The organism is Pseudomonas sp. Sample_11 (genome assembly GCF_004307505.1).
In the GTDB taxonomy this organism is placed as follows: domain Bacteria; phylum Pseudomonadota; class Gammaproteobacteria; order Pseudomonadales; family Pseudomonadaceae; genus Aquipseudomonas; species Aquipseudomonas atacamensis.
This window is the reverse complement of sequence record NZ_RCOD01000048.1, coordinates 51637-72137: the sequence shown is the minus strand read 5'-3', so window position 1 is coordinate 72137 and position 20501 is coordinate 51637. Positions and strand designations below refer to the sequence as shown.

Genomic DNA, 20501 nt, shown 5'->3' with positions numbered 1-20501 from the left:
ATGTTTGGTAAATTAAGTTGGGAAGCAGTCCCATTCCACGAGCCGATCGTGATGGTGACCATCGCCATGATCGCCCTCGGTGGTCTGGCGCTGTTCGCTGCGATCACTTACTTCAAGAAGTGGACGTACCTGTGGACCGAGTGGCTGACTTCGGTCGACCACAAGAAAATCGGCGTGATGTACATCATCGTCGCCATGGTCATGCTGCTGCGCGGCTTTGCCGATGCGATCATGATGCGTACCCAGCTGGCCATGGCCACCGAGGGTTCGCCTGGCTACCTGCCACCTGAACACTATGACCAGATCTTCACCGCTCACGGTGTGATCATGATCATCTTCATGGCGATGCCATTCTTCACCGGCCTGATGAACCTTGCAGTGCCGCTGCAGATCGGCGCGCGTGACGTTGCGTTCCCGTTCCTGAACTCCCTGAGCTTCTGGCTGCTGGTGTCCGGCGTTGTGCTGATCAACCTGTCGCTGGGTATCGGTGAATTCGCCAAGACCGGTTGGGTTGCGTATCCGCCGCTGTCGGGTCTGCAATACAGCCCTGGCGTGGGTATGGATTACTACATCTGGGCGCTACAGCTATCCGGATTGGGTACGACGTTAACCGGGGTCAACTTCCTCGCGACCGTACTGAAAATGCGTACCCCTGGCATGAAACTGATGGACATGCCGATCTTCACCTGGACCTGCACCTGGGCAAACGTTCTGATCGTGGCTTCGTTCCCGATCCTGACCGCTACCCTGGCACTGCTGACCCTTGACCGTTACATGGATTTCCACATTTTCACCAATGAACTTGGTGGCAATCCGATGATGTACGTCAACCTGTTCTGGGCGTGGGGCCACCCTGAGGTTTACATCCTGATCCTGCCGGCCTTCGGCATCTTCTCGGAAGTGATCTCGGCCTTCACCGGCAAGAAACTGTTCGGCCACCACTCGATGATCTACGCCTCGGGCGCGATCTCGGTACTGGGCTTCATGGTCTGGCTGCACCACTTCTTCACCATGGGTTCGGGTGCAAGCGTCAACGCCTTCTTCGGTCTGGCGACGATGCTGATTTCCATCCCGACGGGTGTGAAGCTGTTCAACTGGCTGTTCACCATCTACCAGGGCCGTCTGCGCTTCACCAGCCAGGTAATGTGGACTCTGGGCTTCATGGTGACCTTCGCCATCGGCGGCATGACCGGCGTACTGCTGGCCATCCCGGGTGCTGACTTCGTACTGCATAACAGCCTGTTCGTGATCGCGCACTTCCACAACGTGATCATCGGCGGTGCGGTATTCGGTTACATCGCTGGCTTCGCGTTCTACTTCCCGAAAGCGTTCGGCTTCAAGCTGCACGAAGGCTGGGGTAAAGCAGCGTTCTGGTTCTGGATCTCGGGCTTCTTCGTCGCGTTCATGCCGCTCTATGCACTGGGCTTCATGGGCATGACCCGTCGTCTGAACGCCACCACCAACCCTGAGTGGGTACCGTACCTGTACGTTGCCATGTTCGGTGCGGTGATGATCGCTGTCGGTATCGCCTGCCAACTGATCCAGCTGTACGTCAGTGTGCGTGACCGCAACAAGCCAGAGAACGTTTGCGATCACGGTGACCCGTGGAATGCACACACCCTGGAATGGTCGACCTCGTCGCCACCACCGTTCTACAACTTCGCTGTGCTGCCTAAGGCTGACTGCATCGACCCGTTCACCGAAGCCAAGGAAAACGGTACTGCGTACCAGCGTCCGGCCAAGTACGAGCCGATCCACATGCCGAACAACACCGCCACTGGCGTGGTGATGGGCGCGCTGTTGACCGTCTTCGGTTTCGCGATGATCTGGCACATCTGGTGGCTGGCGATCGCGAGCCTGGTGGGCACCGTCGTTTACTTCGTGATCCACGCTGCACGTGACGACCAGGGCTATATGGTTCCGGTTGAAACGATCGAGCGTATCGAAGCCGAGCAGCACAAGCGTCTGGTCGCGGCAGGGAAAATCCCGGCCAATGCCACCCGTGTTGAAACCTCGTTGGAACAGGCTTAAACCATGTCGAACTTAGTGACCAATGTTGGACACGCCCATGGTGACCATGGGCACGATGACCATCACCACGACTCGGGCGAGATGACCGTATACGGTTTCTGGCTCTACCTGATGACCGACTGCATTCTGTTTGCGTCGATCTTCGCGGTGTACGCAGTACTGGTAAACAACGTTGCCGGTGGCCCGTCGGGCCACGAGATCTTCGAACTGCCTTACGTGCTGGGCGAAACCGCTCTGCTGTTGTTCAGTTCGATCACCTACGGCTTCGCCATGCTGGCGTTGTACAAGGGCAAGAAGCAGGCGGTCCTGGGCTGGTTGTTCATGACCTTCCTGCTCGGCGCGGGCTTCATCGCCATGGAGATCAACGAGTTCCACCTGCTGATCTCCGAGGGCTTCGGTCCTAGCCGTTCGGGCTTCCTGTCGGCGTTCTTCACCCTGGTCGGTACCCACGGTCTGCACGTTTCGGCCGGTCTGATCTGGATGGGCATCATGATGTATCAGGTCAACAAGCATGGCCTGACGTCGACCAACAAGACCCGTCTGAGCTGCCTGAGCCTGTTCTGGCACTTCCTGGACGTGGTCTGGATCTGCGTCTTCACCGTTGTTTACCTGATGGGGACTCTGTAATGGCTAACGCACACTCCCATGACAGCCACGATGCTGGCCACGGCAGCGTCAAGTCGTACGCCATCGGCTTCATCCTGTCGGTAATCCTGACCGTCATTCCGTTCGGTCTGGTGATGTACCCGACCCTGCCGAAGTCGACGACGCTGGCAATCGTTCTGCTGTTCGCAGTGATCCAGGTGATCGTTCACCTGTATTACTTCCTGCATCTGGACCGTTCCATTGCACAGCGTAACAACGTGATCGCGTTCGTCTTCACGGCGATCGTGATCGTGCTGCTGGTTGGCCTGTCGCTGTGGATCATGTTCAGCATCCACACGTACATGATGGCGAAGTGAGGTAGACCCGATGTCGCTCAAGCACTTTATCCAAATCACCAAACCGGGGATCATTTTCGGTAACGTGCTTTCTGTGGCAGGCGGGTTCTTCCTGGCCTCGAAAGGGCATGTCGATCTGGCGGTGTTTCTGGCCGCCATGATCGGTACTTCCCTGGTCGTGGCCTCCGGTTGCGTGTTCAACAACTGCATCGACCGCGACATCGACCTGAAGATGGAACGCACCAAGAACCGTGTGCTGGTCCAGGGCCTCATCTCCCTGAAACTGGCCCTGGTTTACGCGACCATTCTGGGTGTTCTCGGCGTTGCCTTGTTGTACAAGGTGGCCAACCCGTTGGCTGCCTTGTTCGCAGTAATCGGCTTCATCATCTACGTCGGCTTCTACAGCCTGTACCTCAAGCGCAAGTCGGTTCACGGCACGCTGGTGGGCAGTCTGTCGGGGGCCATGCCGCCAGTGATCGGTTACGTTGCCGTGACCAACAGCTTCGACATGGCCGCACTGACCCTGCTGGTGATGTTCAGCCTGTGGCAGATGCCGCATTCCTACGCCATCGCGATTTTCCGTTTCAATGATTACCTGGCCGCATCGATTCCGGTGCTGCCAGTGAAACGCGGCATTCAAGTGGCGAAGAAGCACATCCTGCTTTACATCCTGGCGTTCCTCGTGGCGACCTTGATGCTGACCTTCAGCGGCTACGCCGGCATGAGCTACCTCGCCGTCGCCGCCGCCATGGGCATGTACTGGCTGTACATGGCCTGGACCGGCTACAAGGCAGTCGATGACACCGTCTGGGCACGCAAGCTGTTCGTGTTCTCGATCTTCACCATCACTGCGTTGAGCGTCATGATGTCCCTGGACTTCAAGGTGCCGGCAGAGCTGTTGCTGACGTACGCGCCGTAAGGTTTGCAAGCTTCAGAAAAAACCCCGCACGTTGAGAGATGTGCGGGGTTTTTTGTTGGCTGAAATATGCTCGTTCGGGGTGCTGCCATTCGCGAGCAGGCTCGCTCCCACAGTTTGCGGTTGCGGCCATTCGGTAAAAGACCTAGATTCGGATCCAACCTCGACAGTAGTAGCTCCAAGCCATCCACCGGTGCTCGACTGTCCTAACCCGTGCATTGATCAAAAGGCTGGGCGCAATGACCGAACGGATGACCTGCGATGAGCTTTATCGCCCTGGCCGAAGAACTCAACTACGACATCTATGGCGAGAACACCGCCGGTGGCAATTACGCGCCGCTGATCCGTCATCACGACGAGCTGTACATCAGCGCGATGGTGCCGCGGGTCAATGGCAAGATTCTCTATCCCGGTCGCGTGGGGCTGGAACTGAACCTCAAGGATGCACAAGCAGCGGCGAGCATCAGCGCCATGCGTTGCCTGGCGCTGATCGTCGATGCGGTCGGTTCGCTGGACAAGATTCGCGCGTTGTTGCGGGTCACGGTGTATGTGAAGTCGACTGCTGACTTTGTCGACCTGAGCGAAGTGGCTAACGGCGCTTCGGATGTGTTCAGCCATGTGCTGGGCGATGCCGGACGGCATACGCGCACGACCATCGGCGTCTATCAGTTGCCGAAGAATGCGGCGATTGAAGTGGACATGATTGCGGCGTTGCATCCTTCGGCTTGAGGTTATCCCCGCCTCAAACAAAAAGCTCCGCCTGATCACTCAGCGCGGGGCTTTTTGGCAAGCGCTTGGCAGATTACTGCGCCGCGATGCTATACCCGTCAAACGCCGTCTGCTGCTGCAGCGCGGTGATGATGTTCTTGCGGTTCACCGCCTGTTCCGTGCCGGCGTTATCGACGAAGGTTTCGCTCTCCAGCTCGGCTTCATCGCCTTCACCGACGAAGGTGAAACCGAGGAATTCCAGTGCCTCACGATCAACATTCAGGCGCGAACGCGGCGTGCGCATTGGCAGAGTCACGCTGGCGCCGTCCTTGCTGATGGTGAAGATTTCCACTTCTTTCTTCTTCGCAGCTTTGCTCTTGCCGCCGCTCGGATTGCTGATCGCCTGATGGGTCTGATTCAGCACTTTCAGCGCCAGACCATAAACGATTTCCTGAAACGCCGGATCGTCCTTGAAGCTGGACAGAATGCGCCCGATCGAGAACTTGCTGCTCAGGTCTTCCAGCGCGGCGATGTCCGCTGCCTCGGCATCTTTCAGGCGCTTGAGTTCGCCCATCAGCTCGTACGCCTTGTCGTCATCAAAGCTGTCATGCGCCTGACGGATCGCCGCACGCAATTCGCGGATCTGGTCGCTTTCGCGGGTCGACTGGAACGCGTCGAGGACCATCTCGCTGATGATTTTGGCTTGTGGCAGGTGTTGTGAAAGATTGATGGAGTTTTCGTATTCCGCTTTTGACGACTGGGTGACTACGGATTGAGCGGTGTTGAAATCGGACATTGAAATTTCACTACTTTTTAACTTGAGTTGAGGCGAGAAAGCACGAGGTCTTTTTCAGGCCGACTAATTTAGGGGAGCGGGGCGGCGTTGTCACGGAGCAACGGTCTGGTGGTCGGGATTTTTCCACCGTGCGCTATTTGCGGCGCTGACGTTCCATGGCAATCACGGACTTCTCGAAGCCCAGGCCGGCGAAAAAAGCTTCAGCGCCTTCGCGTCCAGCGCGCAGCACCCAGGTGATGTCCGGGTTGTCACCCATGACGTACTCCACCAGTGCCTGCCCGATTCCTTTGCGCCGTTGCTGGTCATCGACCACCACCATAGAGAGATAGCCGTTGGAGACCTCATCGGTAATTGCTCGAGCGAAACCGACAATTTGCTCGCCTAAGAGCGCAACAGCTGTACGCTGCGAATTGTGAATCAAGCGAGCAAAAGATTCGGCATCGCCAATGCGATGGCCCCAGCCATGCTGGCTGAGAAACAGCCTCGCCGATTCTGTTTCGCCGGGATGCAAGTCGCGCACGGTAAGGCTGTCGTTCATGGGATATTCAAGTCCTTATCAATTTCCATCGTGATTGATTACGGCCGGCCGACGTCAGGTTTCCCCCACGTACGCATCGCAAACTCAACAAACCGTCTCAGCTTCGGCAGTCGATAGCGATCCTGCGCATACAACAGATGCATCGGCCTGCTCGGCGGTTGGTAGTCCGTCATTACCCTGACCAGTTTGCCGTCGCGCAGATCCTGCTCCACCAGCGCGTCGGGCAGCATCATGATGCCCATGCCGTTACGCGCCGCCTGGTGCAAACCGGCGGAGCTGTTGATCAGCATCGGCCCGCTGACGTCGACGAGGACTTCACCTTCCGGGCCGCTCAGACGCCAGCGTTTTTCCACCGATTGCCAGTCATCCCCAGCAGGGTAGGCGAAGGACAGGCAATCGTGTTGCTGCAAATCCTGTGGCGTGTGCGGCATGCCGCGCCGCGCGATGTATTCAGGGGAAGCGCAGACGGTCAGGGTGTAGTCGATCAAGGGCCGGGCGATCAGGTTGGATTGGTCGAAATTGCCCAGACGGAATGCGACATCGAGGCCGTTCTCCAGCAGATCCGGACGGCTGTTGGTCAGCACCACGTCGAGCTTCACTTGCGGATAGAGCAGGGAGTATTCGCTGAGGGCCGGGGTCAGTCGTTCGACGCCGAAGGTCAGTGGCGCAGTGATACGCAGCAAGCCGCGCGGCTCGTCCGACGCTTGTTCGGCAAGGCGTTCGGAGTCGGCCACCAGGCCCAGCACTTCCAGGCAGCGCTGATAATAGACGCTGCCGAATTCGGTCAGGCGCTGGCGGCGCGTGGTGCGTTGCAGCAGTTGCACGCCGAGCCGTTGCTCCAGCGCGCGCAGATGATTGCCTACCATCGTCGTCGACATTTCGCACTTCGCAGCGGCGGCCGTCATGCTCCCGGTTTCGACCACTTTGACGTAGACGCCCATCGACTGAAACAAATCCATTATCAAGCTCGGCTTTTAAATGATTGAAGTTTTTCCGGGTTTATCCAGCTCAGGTGGCTAACCATACTGCAAAAACACCGACCTGCAATGGAGTTTCACGTCATGACCGCCGCCCTGATGAACACCTACCAACCCCTGGCCCTGAGTTTCACCAAGGGCCTGGGCACGCGCCTGTGGGATCAGGCGGGGCGCGAATATCTGGATGCCGTTGCCGGTGTGGCAGTGACCAATGTCGGCCACTCGCATCCGCGCATTGTCTCGGCGATCAGCGAGCAGGCGGGATTGCTGCTGCACACCTCCAACCTGTACAGCATCGATTGGCAACAACAACTGGCCAAGCGGCTGACTGTGTTGTCGGGGATGGAGCGCGCGTTTTTCAACAACTCCGGCGCCGAAGCGAACGAGACGGCACTGAAACTGGCGCGCCTGTACGGCTGGCGCAAAGGCATCGAGCAGCCGCTGGTGGTGGTCATGGCCAACGCGTTTCATGGCCGCACCCTCGGCACGCTGTCTGCCAGCGATGGCCCGGCGGTGCGCCTGGGCTTCAACGAACTGCCGGGGGATTTCGTCAAAGTGCCGTTCGGCGATCTCCCGGCGCTGGAGCAAATACAGCGCAAACACGGCGCGCGCATCGTGGCGATTCTGGTCGAACCGATCCAGGGCGAAAGCGGCGTACAAGTCGCACCGCCGGGTTATCTCAAGGCCCTGCGCCACCTATGCAATCGCCACGCGTGGCTGCTGATGCTCGATGAAATCCAGACCGGCATCGGCCGCACCGGGCAGTGGTTCGCCTGTCAACACGAAGGCATCGTGCCCGACGTCATGACTTTGGCCAAAGGCCTTGGCAATGGCGTGCCGATCGGCGCCTGCCTGGCCCGTGGCCGCGCGGCGGATTTGTTCACCCCGGGCAGCCACGGCAGCACCTTCGGCGGCAATCCACTGGCCTGCCGGGTCGGCTGCACGGTGCTGGGCATCATCGAAGAACAAGATTTGCTGGAGAATGCGCGGGTGCAGGGCGCACGGCTGCTGGAACGCTTGCGCGCCGAATTGGCAGACAACCCGAACGTGCTGGCAATCCGGGGGCAGGGCCTGATGATCGGCATCGAGCTGAAACAACCGGTGCGCGACCTGACGCTGATCGCCGCACGGGATCACGGCTTGTTGATCAACGTGACTCGTGGCAAGACCATCAGGTTGCTCCCGCCGCTGACGATTGATGAGCGCGAGGTGGGGATGATTGTCAGGGGGGTTGGGCGGGCTCTGATGACTGATTCAGCTCAGGTTCAATAGTGATACCGGCAACTGATAACGCAGATTTCGCCGTCCTCAACCCTGTACACCAGACGATGTTCGGCCGTTACTCGGCGTGACCAGAGGCCGCTCATATTATGCTTGAGCGCCTCTGGTTTACCGACACCCTCAAACGGTTCGCGCTTGATTGCTTTGATCAGAAGATTGATACGCTTGAGCCCAGCCTTGTCGTTTTGCTGAAACCACAAATAGTCTTCCCAGCCTGTTGGCGTGAACTCGATTTTCATTCTTCGATCAATTGCCTGACTTTGGCTTTGCCGGCGCGCAACTCACCGATGGATTTCATCAGCCGTTCGGCGTTGGCGGGGGAGCGAAGCAAGTAGGCTGTTTCTTCCAATGCGTTGTATTCGGCCAAAGACATCATCACTACGGGTTCACCTTTCTGCCGAGTGACCAATAGCGGCGCACGATCTTCATTGACACGGTCCATCGTCTCGGCCAAATGCGCACGGGCGGTGGTGTAGTTGATGGTTTGCATATTGAAGTCCTCGCTGGATGCAGAGAACGTACAGAAATGAGTACAGGATGACAAGGCGACACCTACCAGTGGTTGTGTCGCAGCAGGGCTGACTGCGACTTCAATCAGTATCGCTCAGTAATATTCGAGACGTTTCTGAGAGGGTTGTAATCCTCTTCCCTCCTGTTCAGTGTCGCGGAGCCCTTTTCTCGTCATCCCATGACCTAGCCGATGTAGGAATTGGTTACTGCTTCAATCCGGCAGATCTTTAAACTCCGGCGCCAGCATCCTCGTCTTCTCCGCCCCATTCGAGTTGTGCTGAACAATCTCGCTCGGCTGCCCCTGTTCATTGAAAAACACCTGTCCGATCCCCGCCGAATTCCACAGCCGTTCCCCGGCCTCGGCATGTTCCGGCGTATACGGGACGATGCGCATCAAGCGGCGTTTGGTGAACCAGTTCAATGGCGAGCGCGGTGAGTAGAGCCAGCGGTTGAGGCGGTCGAACCATTCCAGCAGGATCGGTGGGAATTCGTTCTTGATGCCGCTGCTGGTGATCTGCCAGATCCGTGGGCCGGCCTTGCGGTGGCGGATCAGGACTTCGTAGACGAAGGAATAATGCACATCGCCGGACAGCACCACGTAGTTCCCCGGTGTGCGCGAGTGTCGGAAAATGTTCAGGATCACCTGCGCCGCGCCGCGATGGGCCATCCAGTTTTCCGCGTCGACCAGCAGCGGATAACCGCACCAGCTGAACACTTTCTGCACGGTTTCAATCAGCTTCACACCGAAGATCGGTGCCGGCGACACGATGATTGCCGAAGGGTGATCGAGCAGTTCCTGTTGCAGTTCGCTCAAGGCTTCCCAGTCGAGCAGGCCCGACGGCTGCTTGAGGGCCATCTCGCTACGCCAGCGCCGCGTACGCGTGTCGATCACCACCAGTGCCGGACTGCTCGGCAGCACGAAATGCCACTGTTGAAAACGCAGCAACTGATCAATCAGATCGTCCTGCACCGGCATGTCCAGATAGCCGTCGTCGCCACTGGCGCTCAGTTGCGTGGTCTGCTCCAGCATTCCTTTGAAGGCATCCGGATTGTTGCCCCAGCCCTGACACAACAGATAAGCAATCAGCGCGTTGCCGATGATGCGTTTGGAGAACGGATGGCCGTAGGCGGTTTCCTCCCACTGCGCAGAAAGATTCCAGTCATCGGTGATGTCGTGATCATCGAAAATCATCAGGCTCGGCAGATGCGCCAGCGCCCGCGCGACGTTGCCCAGGCCCGCCTTGAAGGCATCGATGCGCGTCTGCTCGAGGTTGTAGCGCTGGCGGCGTTCCGGCGTCAGCGTCGGCGCGCTCGGATTGATCAGCGACCACGGCGTCGGCGACCACACCAGCATGTACATGGCCATGACTTCGGCGAACGTCACCAGGTGATTGTCGGCGCTGCTGCTGGTGAAAATCGGCTTACGCGCGCCACCGAAAAATCGCTCGCGCAAGGTCTCGTTGCTCTCTAGCGCCGGTAACAAATCCGCACGGTGGTAGTAGCTGGCCGGGTGCTCATAGAGCTTGGCACTGTCGCTGACCACGGCACCGTCAAGGTGCTCATCGAACAGACCGAGACGCTCGATCAAGGCATGAATCGCCCGCAGCATCGGCCCGGCGACGTCGTCGGCATAGACCTGATCACCGCTCATCATCAGCAACGCCGGACGTCGTTGCGCATCGGTTTCGTCGGCCAGCAATTGATCGACGCAGAGCAAGCCATCGGTTGCCGGATGATGCGGCTTGCGGCAGGAGCCGTGGAGCAATTGGTCGATCCGCGAACGCACGACGAGGTTCGCGCAGGTAGCGCCGGGGTAAAGCAGGTGAGGCGCCCACTCAGCCATACCGATGGCGTCATCGATCAGCAGGTCGTAATCGATAAACGTGTCGCAGGGCAGGGCGCATTCAAGTTGAACGTCTATCAGATGCACGAACGCATGACGGCCTACGGCAATGACCGTGCATTTCTCTGAGTCGAGCGGAATATCTCCTACACCTTGCAGGCGCAAGGTCAGCGTCAGTTCACGCGAGCCCACCAGCCACAGCACCACGCGCGTCGGCTCCAGCCGCCGCAGCAGCGGGCCGGCCAGTACAGGAGGCAGTGAGATCAGGTTATCGGGTGTTGGAAACATTGAGGATAAAGTTCAAGGCGCACAGGCCGGCGATGATAGCGCAGCCGGCGCCTTGATCCCTTAAATCAGCCTTAAGAGTCGGCTTTTTGCAGTTTCAGCGCCAGCAAACGCCACTCCCCAGCCGTCGCATCAACCCGTGGCAATTCCTGCACGGAGCAATCGAAACGGTAGGTGACATCGTCGCCATTCATGTTGCGCGCAGTGACGCTGTTGCTGAAGCTGTAGACCTGATCCTTGAAGCGATGGCTGACCAGCGCTTTGCTGTCGGCAAAACGCGCCGAAGCGGGATAACGCAGGGTGCTGGTGACAAACGGGCTGCACATGACATACGCGATCATCGACTTGTCGGCCTGTGCGTCGCCGCGCAACTTCTTGTTCAGCGCGGCCAGGGCCATGCGACCCTCGTAGTCGCTCTGATTCAGCACCGTTTGTACCGCCATTGATTTCGGCGCTCGGCTGACGTTATTCGGCAACAGTGCGGAGTCCGGGGGGGAAGGCTTGTCATCCGCTTCGATGGCAGTTAAAACCGGCGCATCTTTCAGCTCGGTGACGGGCGTGACTGCCTCGGCTTCAGGCAACACAGAGGTCGACTCGACGACTGGCGTGTTTTGCGCCTGCGCCTCGTGATCGAACGACGAAGGAAACAGCGAAAAGGTGATCGACAACATCACCAGCCCGACAATGAACCCACCCGCCGCGCCAACGATGTTGCCGTAGAAAATATTCCAGCTGCCGCGGTTCTTCACCACCCAGCGCCACATGAAACCCCAGACAGCGACGAACGCCAGAAAACGCAAAAACTCCATTTGATCCTTTCCTTACCTTTCAACAATCCAAGCGCGGCGCGAGACGATCAGCAAGCCCCGACGATGCGCGGCAAGATAGCAAAATAGACGCGCCGTCCGGCTACGGTTGCGGAAAATAATTCGCCGCCAGAAAAATCAACGTGACCATGCCTGCGGCAACGCCACAGGCGCCCGCGAGCAGTTGACGTGCAACCGGATGCGCCGGCTGACGACGCTTGGCGATCCACAACCACACACCCGCCAAAACGCCCGCGCTGGTCATAAACACCACCAGGCTATTATGCAGTCCCGGCGCTGTCATGGTGGTGCCGAACAGCCCGTCGTAAAGCAGCGTGAAGACAATGCCCGCGACCACAGCGCTGCCCGCTCCGGCAAGGTTTGCCAACAACAGATTCCAATGCCCGCGCTGTCGCACCACCCAGAACCACATTGCAGCCATGACTACCAAACACAACACAGCATCCATCGGATTTCTTTCCTGGCTACGAGACAGAGGCGGCAACTTGCTCGCCTGTAGAGAGTGGACGGCACGATAGCAAAATAGTAGCGTCCCGCCATGCCTTCTCTGTAATGGACTACCCATGTTTTCCACAACCCGTTTGCTGCAACTGCTCGGCGCTCTCACCCTTGCCGTCTCCATTACCCCAGCCTTCTGCTTCGCAAAAGAACACCCGCAAGCCAGCTGGAATTACTATCTCGCCAATTGCCAGCGGATGCAGGAGACAATCTCCGACGCCCAGAGCGGTCGCGTCTCCGCTGCCTATGCAGCCACGTCGGGCCTGCAAGACAGCCTCGCCTCCATGAACGAGCGCCGCCTCAACCTGCTACCGCAACACCTCGACTCCAGCGAGTACGCCCACTGCGAAAACGTCGCCGCCCACGCCGAGGCAACCCTGGCCCAAGGCAAAGCCGAGTTCGCCGCGCAAATGCAACGGGGTGTGGAGGAAGGCAGAATTGCACACCAGAACTCCCCCGCCTACCAACGCGCCCGTTCTCTCGGCTACAGCGACGTCGGCGACATCTCCTTCCTGAAACTGCACGAAGACACCGACGGCGAAGCCCGGCTGAAAACCATGCTGATCACCGTCGACGAAATCTGCGGCCAATACTTCCGCGCCACGCAATACGTGAAGCCGTATGTGATCTACACCGTTCGCCCGTCGGATGGCGGCTGTGGCGAAGTGAAGCGTGTCGCGATAGTTGGCGGAGGGCAACCAGAGAAGGGCGACTACATCGATCGCAATGGCGAATTTCAATACATGGGCTGGAAACAACTGGTTGGCGCTGACGGCTTTCCAACGGATATTCGAGTACTGAAAGCTCGTCGCTGATCGGACGAGATAGCGGCATGGCTGTAGCGCGCCACTCAAAGAATGTCGCGCAGATACCCCTTCAGCGCGAGCAGCGGCTGACCCAGCTGCTCCACCGACCGCGCCTGAGCCAACTCCGACGACAACTTGCGCAACTCCCGCCCCAACGGCTTCTCGACCCCGCCCAAAGCATCCAGCGCCAGGTTCAGGCATTCGTTCATCTTGAACTGAATGGCCTCGACATCGCCGCGTTTCACCAGTAGCTCGAAGACGTCTTTCTGGTAATCGCCCATGACCATGTCATCGCGCAGGATCGGGCTCAGGCCCTCTTCTTCGTAGGCAAGTTTGAGGGAGAAGAGGGCGACGGTTTCCAGTGAGGTTTCCATGGGGATGTCTGTCAGTGAAGTGGAAGGTTTGAAACCAATGCGCGAAACGCCAGAGGAGGTTTGCCGTGCGGGCGTGATTATACGGGCGGGGATCGCAGTCGAGGCAACCAGCAATCGGGCATCTAAAACCTACAAGCTCGCGCAGCATTGACATCCACTTTGATACGACGCTTTGATTACAAACACTGAACATCAGCGGAGTGACCATCATGGAATACGACATGAAACTGATCGACGACGCCGTCCTTGCTCTCCTGGCTGCCTATAGCTCCGACGACGGCAATGCGTGGAAGGGCTATGACTTCGAAATCATGAACCGCTTGCACGAACAGGGTTTGATCAGTAATCCGGTGAACAGGAACAAGTCGATATGGTTGACGAAGGAAGGGTTGGAGCGGGGGCGGGAGATTGCTGATCGGATGTTTGCAGTCAAGGAGTAGGGAGGAGCCGCGTCCCATTCTGAAACCTGAGTTGACGGCAAGGTAGAAAACGCCAGCGAAGTACCAACCGCGTTAACCGAAGCAACAGGTAGCGCGGTCTGGTGATCGAGCACTTTTTTGAATGATCGGATGCGGCCGTCCAGGCTGAATTTCGTGATAGGTTTACCTCTCGAAAAGGATTTTTTTGACAGGAGTCATCCATGGCTAACCCAGCCGCTCGTAAAAGCGATCCCTCCAGCTGTCCTGTTCCAGGGCACGGAACGAACCCAATCGCGACAGGTTCGCCTGACGTTTTTTTCGATGGTTTGCCCGCAGCTCGCCTGCCGGTGGTATTGCAGGCGAAGCGGTAGCGAGTTCACTGGATGAAGAGTTAGAGGAGCTCACACATTGGGACATCTTCTGACCGAGCCACAACTGACAAAAGTTAGAGCCGCTCTTTCCGAGCCATTCAATGATTTTCCCGTGGAATATGATTATTTGGCGAATAAGGTGAGAGGTGTCGACCCTGAAATCCTTTACTCAATTCTTTATTCAGAGGTCGCGCCGGTGTGCTTTACCAATCTCGTTGCACCTGTGCCTCCGATATGGACGGGTTTCGACCCCGACATACTGAGAGAGTCGATTGAGGAAAGGCTGGAAGCTAGGGAGCGAAACTGGTTTCGTCGCCAGTTCGATAAAGTGCTGGTTCGTTGGTTGAAGTACAACTACGCATACATCTGGGAGGAAATCGAAAGTAGGCTTTGAGCTCGAACTAGCCGGGATCAGGCGATTATGACAGGGCGTTTGGCAAAACCTGCGGCACGTAACCGATCCGGCCAGTTCCCCAGCGTCAGGACATGGAGTCAGAGCAATTACTGCAGGTTCGATTGAGGTTTTTTGATGGGCTTGTTGCCCTAGACGGTTGGGCATTAGGCTAGCCGGTGGCGCGTTGGCCCCGGCGCCGCAAGAGTGAAAAGCTGGTTGCCCTGATTGTTTTGGAAAAAAGACAAAAACAACCCTCCACTTTCCTCCATACGAAAAAAAAGGCCTTGCTTTCGCAAGACCTTTTTCTCTGTGTTGGTGCCCCGAGGGAGACTCGAACTCCCACTCCTTTCGAAAACGGATTTTGAATCCGCCGCGTCTACCAATTCCGCCATCAGGGCTCAATGGCGGCGAAGTATAGAGAGGTGATTACCGTTGGTCAATCACGTTTCATGGTCAATTTTTGATATTTCCGCTAGACTTTCCGGCCCTGCTAGACGAACCCCATCATGCGCGTTGCTGACTTTACTTTCGAGCTTCCTGATTCGCTGATCGCCCGCCATCCGTTGGCCGAGCGTCGCGGTAGTCGCCTGCTGACCCTTGATGGGCCGAGCGGCGCCCTGGCACACCGTCAATTCACTGATTTGCTTGAGCATTTGCGCCCGGGCGATTTGATGGTGTTCAACAATACCCGGGTGATTCCGGCGCGGCTGTTCGGGCAGAAAGCGTCCGGCGGCAAGCTGGAAATTCTCATCGAGCGCGTGCTCGATGCGCACCGCGTGCTGGCCCATGTGCGCTCCAGCAAGTCGCCGAAGCCGGGTTCGAAGATCCTTATCGACGGCGGTGGCGAAGCCGAGATGCTCGCGCGTCATGATGCGTTGTTCGAGCTGGGTTTTGCCGAGGAAGTCTTGCCGCTGCTCGATCGCGTCGGGCACATGCCGTTGCCTCCTTATATAGACCGCCCGGATGAAGGCTCGGATCGCGAGCGTTATCAGACCGTGTACGCCCAGCGTCTGGGTGCGGTCGCAGCGCCGACGGCGGGGCTGCATTTCGACGAGCCGCTGATGCAGGCGATTGCTGCCAAGGGCGTCGAGACTGCGTTCGTGACGTTGCACGTCGGCGCGGGGACGTTTCAGCCGGTGCGTGTCGAGAAGATCGAAGATCACCACATGCACAGCGAGTGGCTGGAAGTCGGCCAGGATGTGGTCGATGCGGTCGCTGCGTGCCGTGCGCGTGGCGGTCGGGTGATTGCGGTCGGCACCACCAGCGTGCGTTCGCTGGAAAGTGCGGCGCGCGATGGTGTGCTCAAGCCGTTCAGTGGCGACACCGACATCTTTATCTATCCGGGCCGGCCGTTTCATGTGGTCGATGCCCTGGTGACCAATTTCCATTTGCCGGAATCCACGCTGTTGATGCTGGTTTCCGCGTTTGCCGGTTATCCCGAAACCATGGCCGCCTACAAGGCCGCCGTGGAAAACGGCTACCGCTTTTTCAGTTACGGGGATGCGATGTTCATCACCCGCAATCCCGCTCCAACTGCCCCTGAACAGACAGGCCCAGAGGAAACAGAATGAGTCGCGAATGTCGAATGTCCTTTGAGCTGCTGGCCACCGATGGCAAGGCTCGTCGTGGTCGCCTGACCTTCCCCCGTGGCACCGTCGAGACCCCGGCGTTCATGCCGGTCGGCACCTACGGTACGGTCAAGGGCATGCTGCCGCGCGACATCGTCGCCACGGGCGCGGAAATCATTCTGGGCAACACCTTTCACCTGTGGCTGCGTCCCGGCACTCAAGTGATCAAGGAGCACGGCGACCTGCACGATTTCATGCAGTGGAAAGGCCCGATCCTCACCGACTCCGGCGGCTTCCAGGTGTTCAGCCTCGGCGCGATGCGCAAGATCAAGGAGGAGGGCGTGACCTTCGCTTCTCCGGTCGACGGCGCCAAAGTGTTCATGGGTCCGGAAGAATCGATGCAGGTGCAGCGCGATCTCGGTTCCGACATTGTGATGATCTTCGACGAATGCACGCCGTATCCGGCTGACGAAGACGTCGCGCGCGTATCGATGGAGCTGTCGTTGCGTTGGGCGCAGCGTTCGAAGAATGCCCACGGCGACAACACCGCGGCGCTGTTCGGCATTGTTCAGGGCGGCATGCATGAAAACCTGCGCATGCGCTCGCTCGAAGGCCTCGACAAGATCGGCTTCGACGGCCTCGCCATCGGCGGTCTGTCGGTGGGCGAACCGAAGCACGAAATGATCAAGGTGCTGGATTATCTGCCGGGCCAGATGCCCGCTGACAAACCTCGTTACCTTATGGGCGTTGGCAAACCGGAAGATCTGGTTGAGGGTGTGCGCCGCGGGGTGGACATGTTCGATTGCGTGATGCCAACCCGTAATGCCCGCAATGGGCATCTGTTCATCGATACCGGTGTGCTGAAGATCCGTAACGCGTTCCATCGCCATGATGAATCGCCGCTGGATCCGACCTGCGATTGCTACACCTGCCAGAACTTCTCGCGCGCTTATCTGCATCACCTGGACAAGTGCGGCGAAATGCTCGGCAGCATGCTCAATACCATCCATAACTTGCGCCATTATCAGGTGCTGATGGCTGGTTTGCGCGAGGCTATTCAACAGGGTACATTGGCCGCCTTTGTCGATGCCTTCTACGCCAAACGCGGACTTCCCGTTCCGCCTTTGGACTGAGTTTTCTGACCCCCAAGATTCAACATTTGCAACTGGAGTGCTAAATGAGCTTTTTTATCTCTAACGCCATGGCTGACGCAGCGGCACCGGCTGCTGCAAGCCCAATGGGCGGCGGCTTCGAGTGGATTTTCCTGGTCGGCTTCCTGGTCATCTTCTACCTGATGATCTGGCGTCCACAGGCCAAGCGCGCCAAAGAGCAGAAGAACCTGCTGAGCAGCCTGCAGAAGGGCGACGAAGTCGTGACCACTGGCGGCATCGCCGGCAAGATCACCAAGGTTGCCGATGACTTCGTGGTTCTGGAAGTGTCCGACACCGTGGAAATGAAGTTCCAGAAAGGCGCCATCGCCGCCACGCTGCCAAAAGGCACGCTGAAAGCGATCTAAGAGCAACAACTTCTACTCAATCGACGGGGCGCGCAAGGCGCCCCGCGTTCATAACGGGCGGCGTGATGCTGAACAAATACCCTCTGTGGAAATACATTCTGATCCTGGCGGTGCTGGCGATCGGTCTGATTTATTCCGCTCCCAATCTTTACCCCGATGACCCGGCCATTCAGATCAGCGGCGCCAGCACGGCTCTGCAGGTCAATGACGCCGATCTGGCTCGCGTCAGCACAGCGCTGAAAGAGTCCGGCATCAACGTCAAGGCGGCAACGCTGACGGCGGGCGGCAAGGGCGGTCTGATCCGTCTGAGCAAGGCTGAAGATCAGTTGCCGGCCAAGGACGTTGTACGCAAGGCATTGGGTGATGACTACGTCGTCGCGCTGAACCTGGCACAGACCACCCCGCAATGGCTGCGCAACCTCGGTGCGCACCCGATGAAGCTGGGTCTGGACTTGTCCGGTGGTGTGCACTTCCTGCTCGAAGTGGACATGGACAAAGCCCTCGATGCGCGCCTGAAAGTCTACGAAGGCGACGTCAAGAGCCTGCTGCGCAAAGAGAAGCTGCGCTATCGCAGCCTGCCGCAACTGGGCGGTGCCATTCAGTTGGGCTTCAGCGATGAAGACTCCCGCGAACAGGCCCGTGCGCTGATCCGCAAGAACTTCAACGATTTCGACATTGTTCCGGCCGACCTCAACGGTCAACCGGTGCTGCGTCTGGCGATGACCCCGGCCAAGCTGGCGGAAATCCGTGAATACTCCATCAAGCAGAACCTGACCACGGTACGTAACCGCGTCAACGAGCTGGGTGTTGCCGAACCGATCGTGCAGCGTCAGGGCGCCAACCGCATCGTGGTTGAGCTGCCGGGCGTGCAGGACACTGCCGAAGCCAAGCGTATTCTCGGCAAGACGGCCAACCTTGAGTTCCGTCTGGCCGCCGAGCCGGGCGCTTCGAAAGCCACTTCCGAATCGTTCGAATTCCGCGAAGGCAACCGTCCGCCAGCGCAGATCGAGCGTGGCCTGATCATCACCGGTGACCAGGTCACCGACGCCAAGGCCGGTTTCGGCGAACACGGCACGCCTGAAGTGAACATCCGTCTGGATGGTCACGGTGGCGAGCTGATGAGCCGCGCGACCCGTTCCAACGTCGGTCGCAGCATGGCGGTGATCTTCATCGAACAGCGTCCGGTCACCACTTACACCAAGCAAGTGGTTGATGGCGTCGAGAAAGACGTTGCGGTGCAGACGTTCAAGGAAGAGAAGAAGATCATCAGCCTGGCGACCATTCAGTCGCCGCTGGGTGCGCAATTCCGCATCACTGGCCTGAACGGTCAGGGTGAGTCGTCCGAGCTGGCACTGCTGCTGCGCGCCGGTGGTCTGGCTGCACCGATGTACTTCGCTGAAGAGCGCACAATCGGTCCGAGCCTGGGTGCTGACAACATCACCAAAGGTATCGACGCTTCCCTGTGGGGCATGCTGTTCGTGTCGCTGTTCATCATCGCCATCTACCGCTTCTTCGGCGTCATCGCCACCGTCGCGCTGGCGGTGAACATGGTGCTGCTGCTGGCGTTGATGTCGTTGCTGGGCGCCACGCTGACCCTGCCGGGTATCGCCGGTATCGTCTTGACGATGGGTATGGCGGTCGACGCCAACGTACTGATCTTCTCGCGGATTCGTGAAGAGATCGCCGCCGGCATGACTGTGCAGCGGGCAATCAACGAAGGCTTCGGCCGGGCATTCACCGCGATTCTCGACGCCAACCTGACCACCTTGCTGGTCGGCGGCATTCTCTTCGCCATGGGCACCGGCCCGGTGAAGGGTTTCGCAGTGACGATGTCCCTCGGGATCTTTACCTCGATGTTCACGGCCATCATGGTGACCCGCGCAATGGTCAACCTGATCTTTGGCGGACGTGACTTCAAGAAGTTGTGGATTTAAGGGGCTGCCATGTTACGTACAATCAACTTCATGGGCGTTCGCAACTTCGCGTTCGGCGTCACATTGCTGCTTACCGTCATTGCCTTGTTCAGTGTCGCCACCAAGGGCATGAACTGGGGCCTGGACTTCACCGGCGGTACGCTCATCGAGCTGACCTACGAGCGTCCGGCCGATGTCACCAAGGTGCGCGAGCAACTGGCGACTTCCGGTTATCACGAAGCCGTGGTGCAGAACTTCGGTGCGACCACCGATCTGCTGGTGCGCATGCCGGGTGAAGACCCGCAGCTGGGCCATCAGGTCGCAGACGCATTGCAGAAAGTCGGCGGCGACAACCCGGCGACGGTCAAGCGTGTCGAGTTCGTCGGCCCGCAGGTCGGTGAAGAGCTGCGCGACCAGGGCGGCCTCGGCATGCTGCTGGCGCTCGGCGGCATCCTGATCTACCTGGCCTTCCGCTTTCAGTGGAAGTTTGCGGTCGGCGCCATTGTCTCGCTGATCCACGACGTCATCGTGACCGTGGGTATCCTCTCGTACTTCCAGATCACCTTCGATCTGACGGTGCTGGCAGCGGTGCTGGCGATCATCGGTTACTCGCTGAACGACACCATCGTGGTTTTCGACCGGGTGCGTGAGAACTTCCGCGTGCTGCGCAAGGCGACGCTCATCGAGAACATCAACATCTCGACCACCCAGACCCTGCTGCGCACCATGGCGACGTCGATCTCCACTCTGCTGGCGATCGCGGCGCTGCTGTTCTTCGGTGGTGACAACCTGTTCGGCTTCTCCATCGCACTGTTCATCGGTGTACTGGCGGGTACTTACTCGTCGATCTACATCGCCAACGTGGTGCTGATCTGGCTGAACCTGACCACCGAGGATCTGATTCCTCCGGCCAACACCGACAAGGAAGTCGACGACCGTCCATAACGGTCAGCGATTTCCCGGCTGTCAGCCAACAAAAGGCGCGAGTT

The 20501-nt window shown here is 58.5% G+C and carries 22 protein-coding genes, 1 tRNA gene and 2 pseudogenes; 15 read left to right on the top strand and 10 right to left on the bottom strand.

What is annotated here, in order from left to right; all coding sequences use genetic code 11:
* From cyoB to D8U60_RS11985, 5 genes and pseudogenes are all read left to right on the top strand, one after another.
* Entirely contained in the window at window positions 1-2031 is a 2031-nt protein-coding gene (gene cyoB / locus D8U60_RS12005) for a cytochrome o ubiquinol oxidase subunit I (protein ID WP_016773302.1), read from the top strand.
* 3 nt (window positions 2032-2034) lie between these two features.
* A complete protein-coding gene (gene cyoC, locus D8U60_RS12000; RefSeq protein ID WP_024014230.1) occupies window positions 2035-2658 on the top strand; it encodes a cytochrome o ubiquinol oxidase subunit III in 624 nt (207 codons plus the stop codon).
* Window positions 2658-2993, top strand: a complete 336-nt coding sequence (gene cyoD / locus D8U60_RS11995; RefSeq protein WP_011335842.1) for a cytochrome o ubiquinol oxidase subunit IV — start codon at window positions 2658-2660, stop codon at window positions 2991-2993. The genes cyoC and cyoD overlap by 1 nt, the downstream gene beginning before the upstream one ends.
* Before the next feature lie 10 nt (window positions 2994-3003).
* Entirely contained in the window at window positions 3004-3891 is an 888-nt protein-coding gene (cyoE, locus tag D8U60_RS11990; protein WP_007916939.1) for a heme o synthase, read from the top strand.
* 236 nt (window positions 3892-4127) lie between these two features.
* A pseudogene (locus tag D8U60_RS11985) lies at window positions 4128-4617 on the top strand (RidA family protein).
* A gap of 73 nt (window positions 4618-4690) precedes the next feature.
* On the opposite strand, the gene D8U60_RS11980 reads toward D8U60_RS11985, so the two are convergent.
* The 3 genes from D8U60_RS11980 to D8U60_RS11970 all read right to left on the bottom strand — a co-directional run bounded on the left by D8U60_RS11980 (window position 4691) and on the right by D8U60_RS11970 (window position 6889).
* Complete coding sequence (locus D8U60_RS11980) at window positions 4691-5392, bottom strand: hypothetical protein (protein ID WP_122880693.1); 702 nt, start codon at window positions 5390-5392, stop codon at window positions 4691-4693.
* Window positions 5393-5525: 133 nt separating this feature from the next.
* The gene (locus D8U60_RS11975; RefSeq protein WP_130900189.1) at window positions 5526-5930 is read right to left on the bottom strand and encodes a GNAT family N-acetyltransferase; all 405 of its coding nucleotides are present in this window, start codon (window positions 5928-5930) and stop codon (window positions 5526-5528) included.
* A gap of 38 nt (window positions 5931-5968) precedes the next feature.
* A complete protein-coding gene (locus tag D8U60_RS11970; RefSeq protein WP_110646188.1) occupies window positions 5969-6889 on the bottom strand; it encodes a LysR family transcriptional regulator in 921 nt (306 codons plus the stop codon).
* A 102-nt stretch (window positions 6890-6991) separates the two neighbouring features.
* On the opposite strand from D8U60_RS11970, the gene D8U60_RS11965 reads away from it, so the two are divergent.
* Window positions 6992-8179: an aspartate aminotransferase family protein gene (locus D8U60_RS11965; protein ID WP_130900188.1), complete on the top strand. Its 1188-nt coding sequence runs from the start codon at window positions 6992-6994 to the stop codon at window positions 8177-8179.
* On the opposite strand, the gene D8U60_RS11960 is transcribed toward D8U60_RS11965, so the two are convergent.
* From D8U60_RS11960 to D8U60_RS11940, 5 genes are all read right to left on the bottom strand, one after another.
* Window positions 8173-8427: a Txe/YoeB family addiction module toxin gene (locus D8U60_RS11960; protein WP_042608353.1), complete on the bottom strand. Its 255-nt coding sequence runs from the start codon at window positions 8425-8427 to the stop codon at window positions 8173-8175. The genes D8U60_RS11965 and D8U60_RS11960 overlap by 7 nt on opposite strands.
* Window positions 8424-8678: a type II toxin-antitoxin system prevent-host-death family antitoxin gene (locus D8U60_RS11955; RefSeq protein ID WP_042608352.1), complete on the bottom strand. Its 255-nt coding sequence runs from the start codon at window positions 8676-8678 to the stop codon at window positions 8424-8426. Before D8U60_RS11955 ends, D8U60_RS11960 begins: the two co-directional genes overlap by 4 nt.
* A gap of 231 nt (window positions 8679-8909) precedes the next feature.
* Complete coding sequence (locus D8U60_RS11950; protein WP_130900187.1) at window positions 8910-10829, bottom strand: alkaline phosphatase D family protein; 1920 nt, start codon at window positions 10827-10829, stop codon at window positions 8910-8912.
* Window positions 10830-10900: 71 nt separating this feature from the next.
* Window positions 10901-11635, bottom strand: coding sequence for a hypothetical protein (locus tag D8U60_RS11945; protein ID WP_130900186.1), 735 nt, complete (start codon window positions 11633-11635; stop codon window positions 10901-10903).
* A 100-nt stretch (window positions 11636-11735) separates the two neighbouring features.
* Window positions 11736-12101 carry a hypothetical protein gene (locus D8U60_RS11940; protein ID WP_130900185.1) on the bottom strand — a complete coding sequence of 122 codons (366 nt, stop codon included), beginning with the start codon at window positions 12099-12101 and terminating at the stop codon, window positions 11736-11738.
* A gap of 115 nt (window positions 12102-12216) precedes the next feature.
* Here D8U60_RS11940 and D8U60_RS11935 point away from each other — a divergent pair, with 115 nt between their 5' ends.
* The gene (locus D8U60_RS11935) at window positions 12217-12966 is read left to right on the top strand and encodes a hypothetical protein (protein ID WP_130900184.1); all 750 of its coding nucleotides are present in this window, start codon (window positions 12217-12219) and stop codon (window positions 12964-12966) included.
* A 35-nt stretch (window positions 12967-13001) separates the two neighbouring features.
* Here D8U60_RS11935 and D8U60_RS11930 read toward each other — a convergent pair whose 3' ends face one another.
* Window positions 13002-13331, bottom strand: coding sequence for a hypothetical protein (locus tag D8U60_RS11930; protein WP_024014223.1), 330 nt, complete (start codon window positions 13329-13331; stop codon window positions 13002-13004).
* Between the two features lie 221 nt (window positions 13332-13552).
* Between D8U60_RS11930 and D8U60_RS11925 the strand changes: the two genes are divergently transcribed.
* The 3 genes and pseudogenes from D8U60_RS11925 (at window position 13553) to D8U60_RS11915 (ending at window position 14515) form a co-directional block, all read left to right on the top strand.
* Window positions 13553-13771, top strand: a complete 219-nt coding sequence (locus tag D8U60_RS11925) for a DUF6429 family protein (protein ID WP_241663538.1) — start codon at window positions 13553-13555, stop codon at window positions 13769-13771.
* A 200-nt stretch (window positions 13772-13971) separates the two neighbouring features.
* A pseudogene (locus D8U60_RS11920) lies at window positions 13972-14091 on the top strand (PAAR domain-containing protein); the annotation flags it as partial.
* Between the two features lie 67 nt (window positions 14092-14158).
* Complete coding sequence (locus D8U60_RS11915; RefSeq protein ID WP_122507813.1) at window positions 14159-14515, top strand: hypothetical protein; 357 nt, start codon at window positions 14159-14161, stop codon at window positions 14513-14515.
* A 313-nt stretch (window positions 14516-14828) separates the two neighbouring features.
* On the opposite strand, the gene D8U60_RS11910 is transcribed toward D8U60_RS11915, so the two are convergent.
* Window positions 14829-14913, bottom strand: a tRNA-Leu gene (locus D8U60_RS11910).
* 108 nt (window positions 14914-15021) lie between these two features.
* On the opposite strand from D8U60_RS11910, the gene queA reads away from it, so the two are divergent.
* The 5 genes from queA (at window position 15022) to secF (ending at window position 20457) form a co-directional block, all read left to right on the top strand.
* Entirely contained in the window at window positions 15022-16086 is a 1065-nt protein-coding gene (gene queA / locus D8U60_RS11905) for a tRNA preQ1(34) S-adenosylmethionine ribosyltransferase-isomerase QueA (RefSeq protein ID WP_016773315.1), read from the top strand.
* Window positions 16087-16100: 14 nt separating this feature from the next.
* Window positions 16101-17216: a tRNA guanosine(34) transglycosylase Tgt gene (gene tgt / locus D8U60_RS11900; RefSeq protein ID WP_160768392.1), complete on the top strand. Its 1116-nt coding sequence runs from the start codon at window positions 16101-16103 to the stop codon at window positions 17214-17216.
* Between the two features lie 44 nt (window positions 17217-17260).
* Window positions 17261-17599 carry a preprotein translocase subunit YajC gene (gene yajC / locus D8U60_RS11895; protein ID WP_016773317.1) on the top strand — a complete coding sequence of 113 codons (339 nt, stop codon included), beginning with the start codon at window positions 17261-17263 and terminating at the stop codon, window positions 17597-17599.
* Window positions 17600-17664: 65 nt separating this feature from the next.
* The gene (gene secD / locus D8U60_RS11890; RefSeq protein ID WP_016773318.1) at window positions 17665-19533 is read left to right on the top strand and encodes a protein translocase subunit SecD; all 1869 of its coding nucleotides are present in this window, start codon (window positions 17665-17667) and stop codon (window positions 19531-19533) included.
* A gap of 9 nt (window positions 19534-19542) precedes the next feature.
* Complete coding sequence (secF, locus tag D8U60_RS11885; RefSeq protein ID WP_110603668.1) at window positions 19543-20457, top strand: protein translocase subunit SecF; 915 nt, start codon at window positions 19543-19545, stop codon at window positions 20455-20457.
* Window positions 20458-20501: the final 44 nt, after the last annotated feature.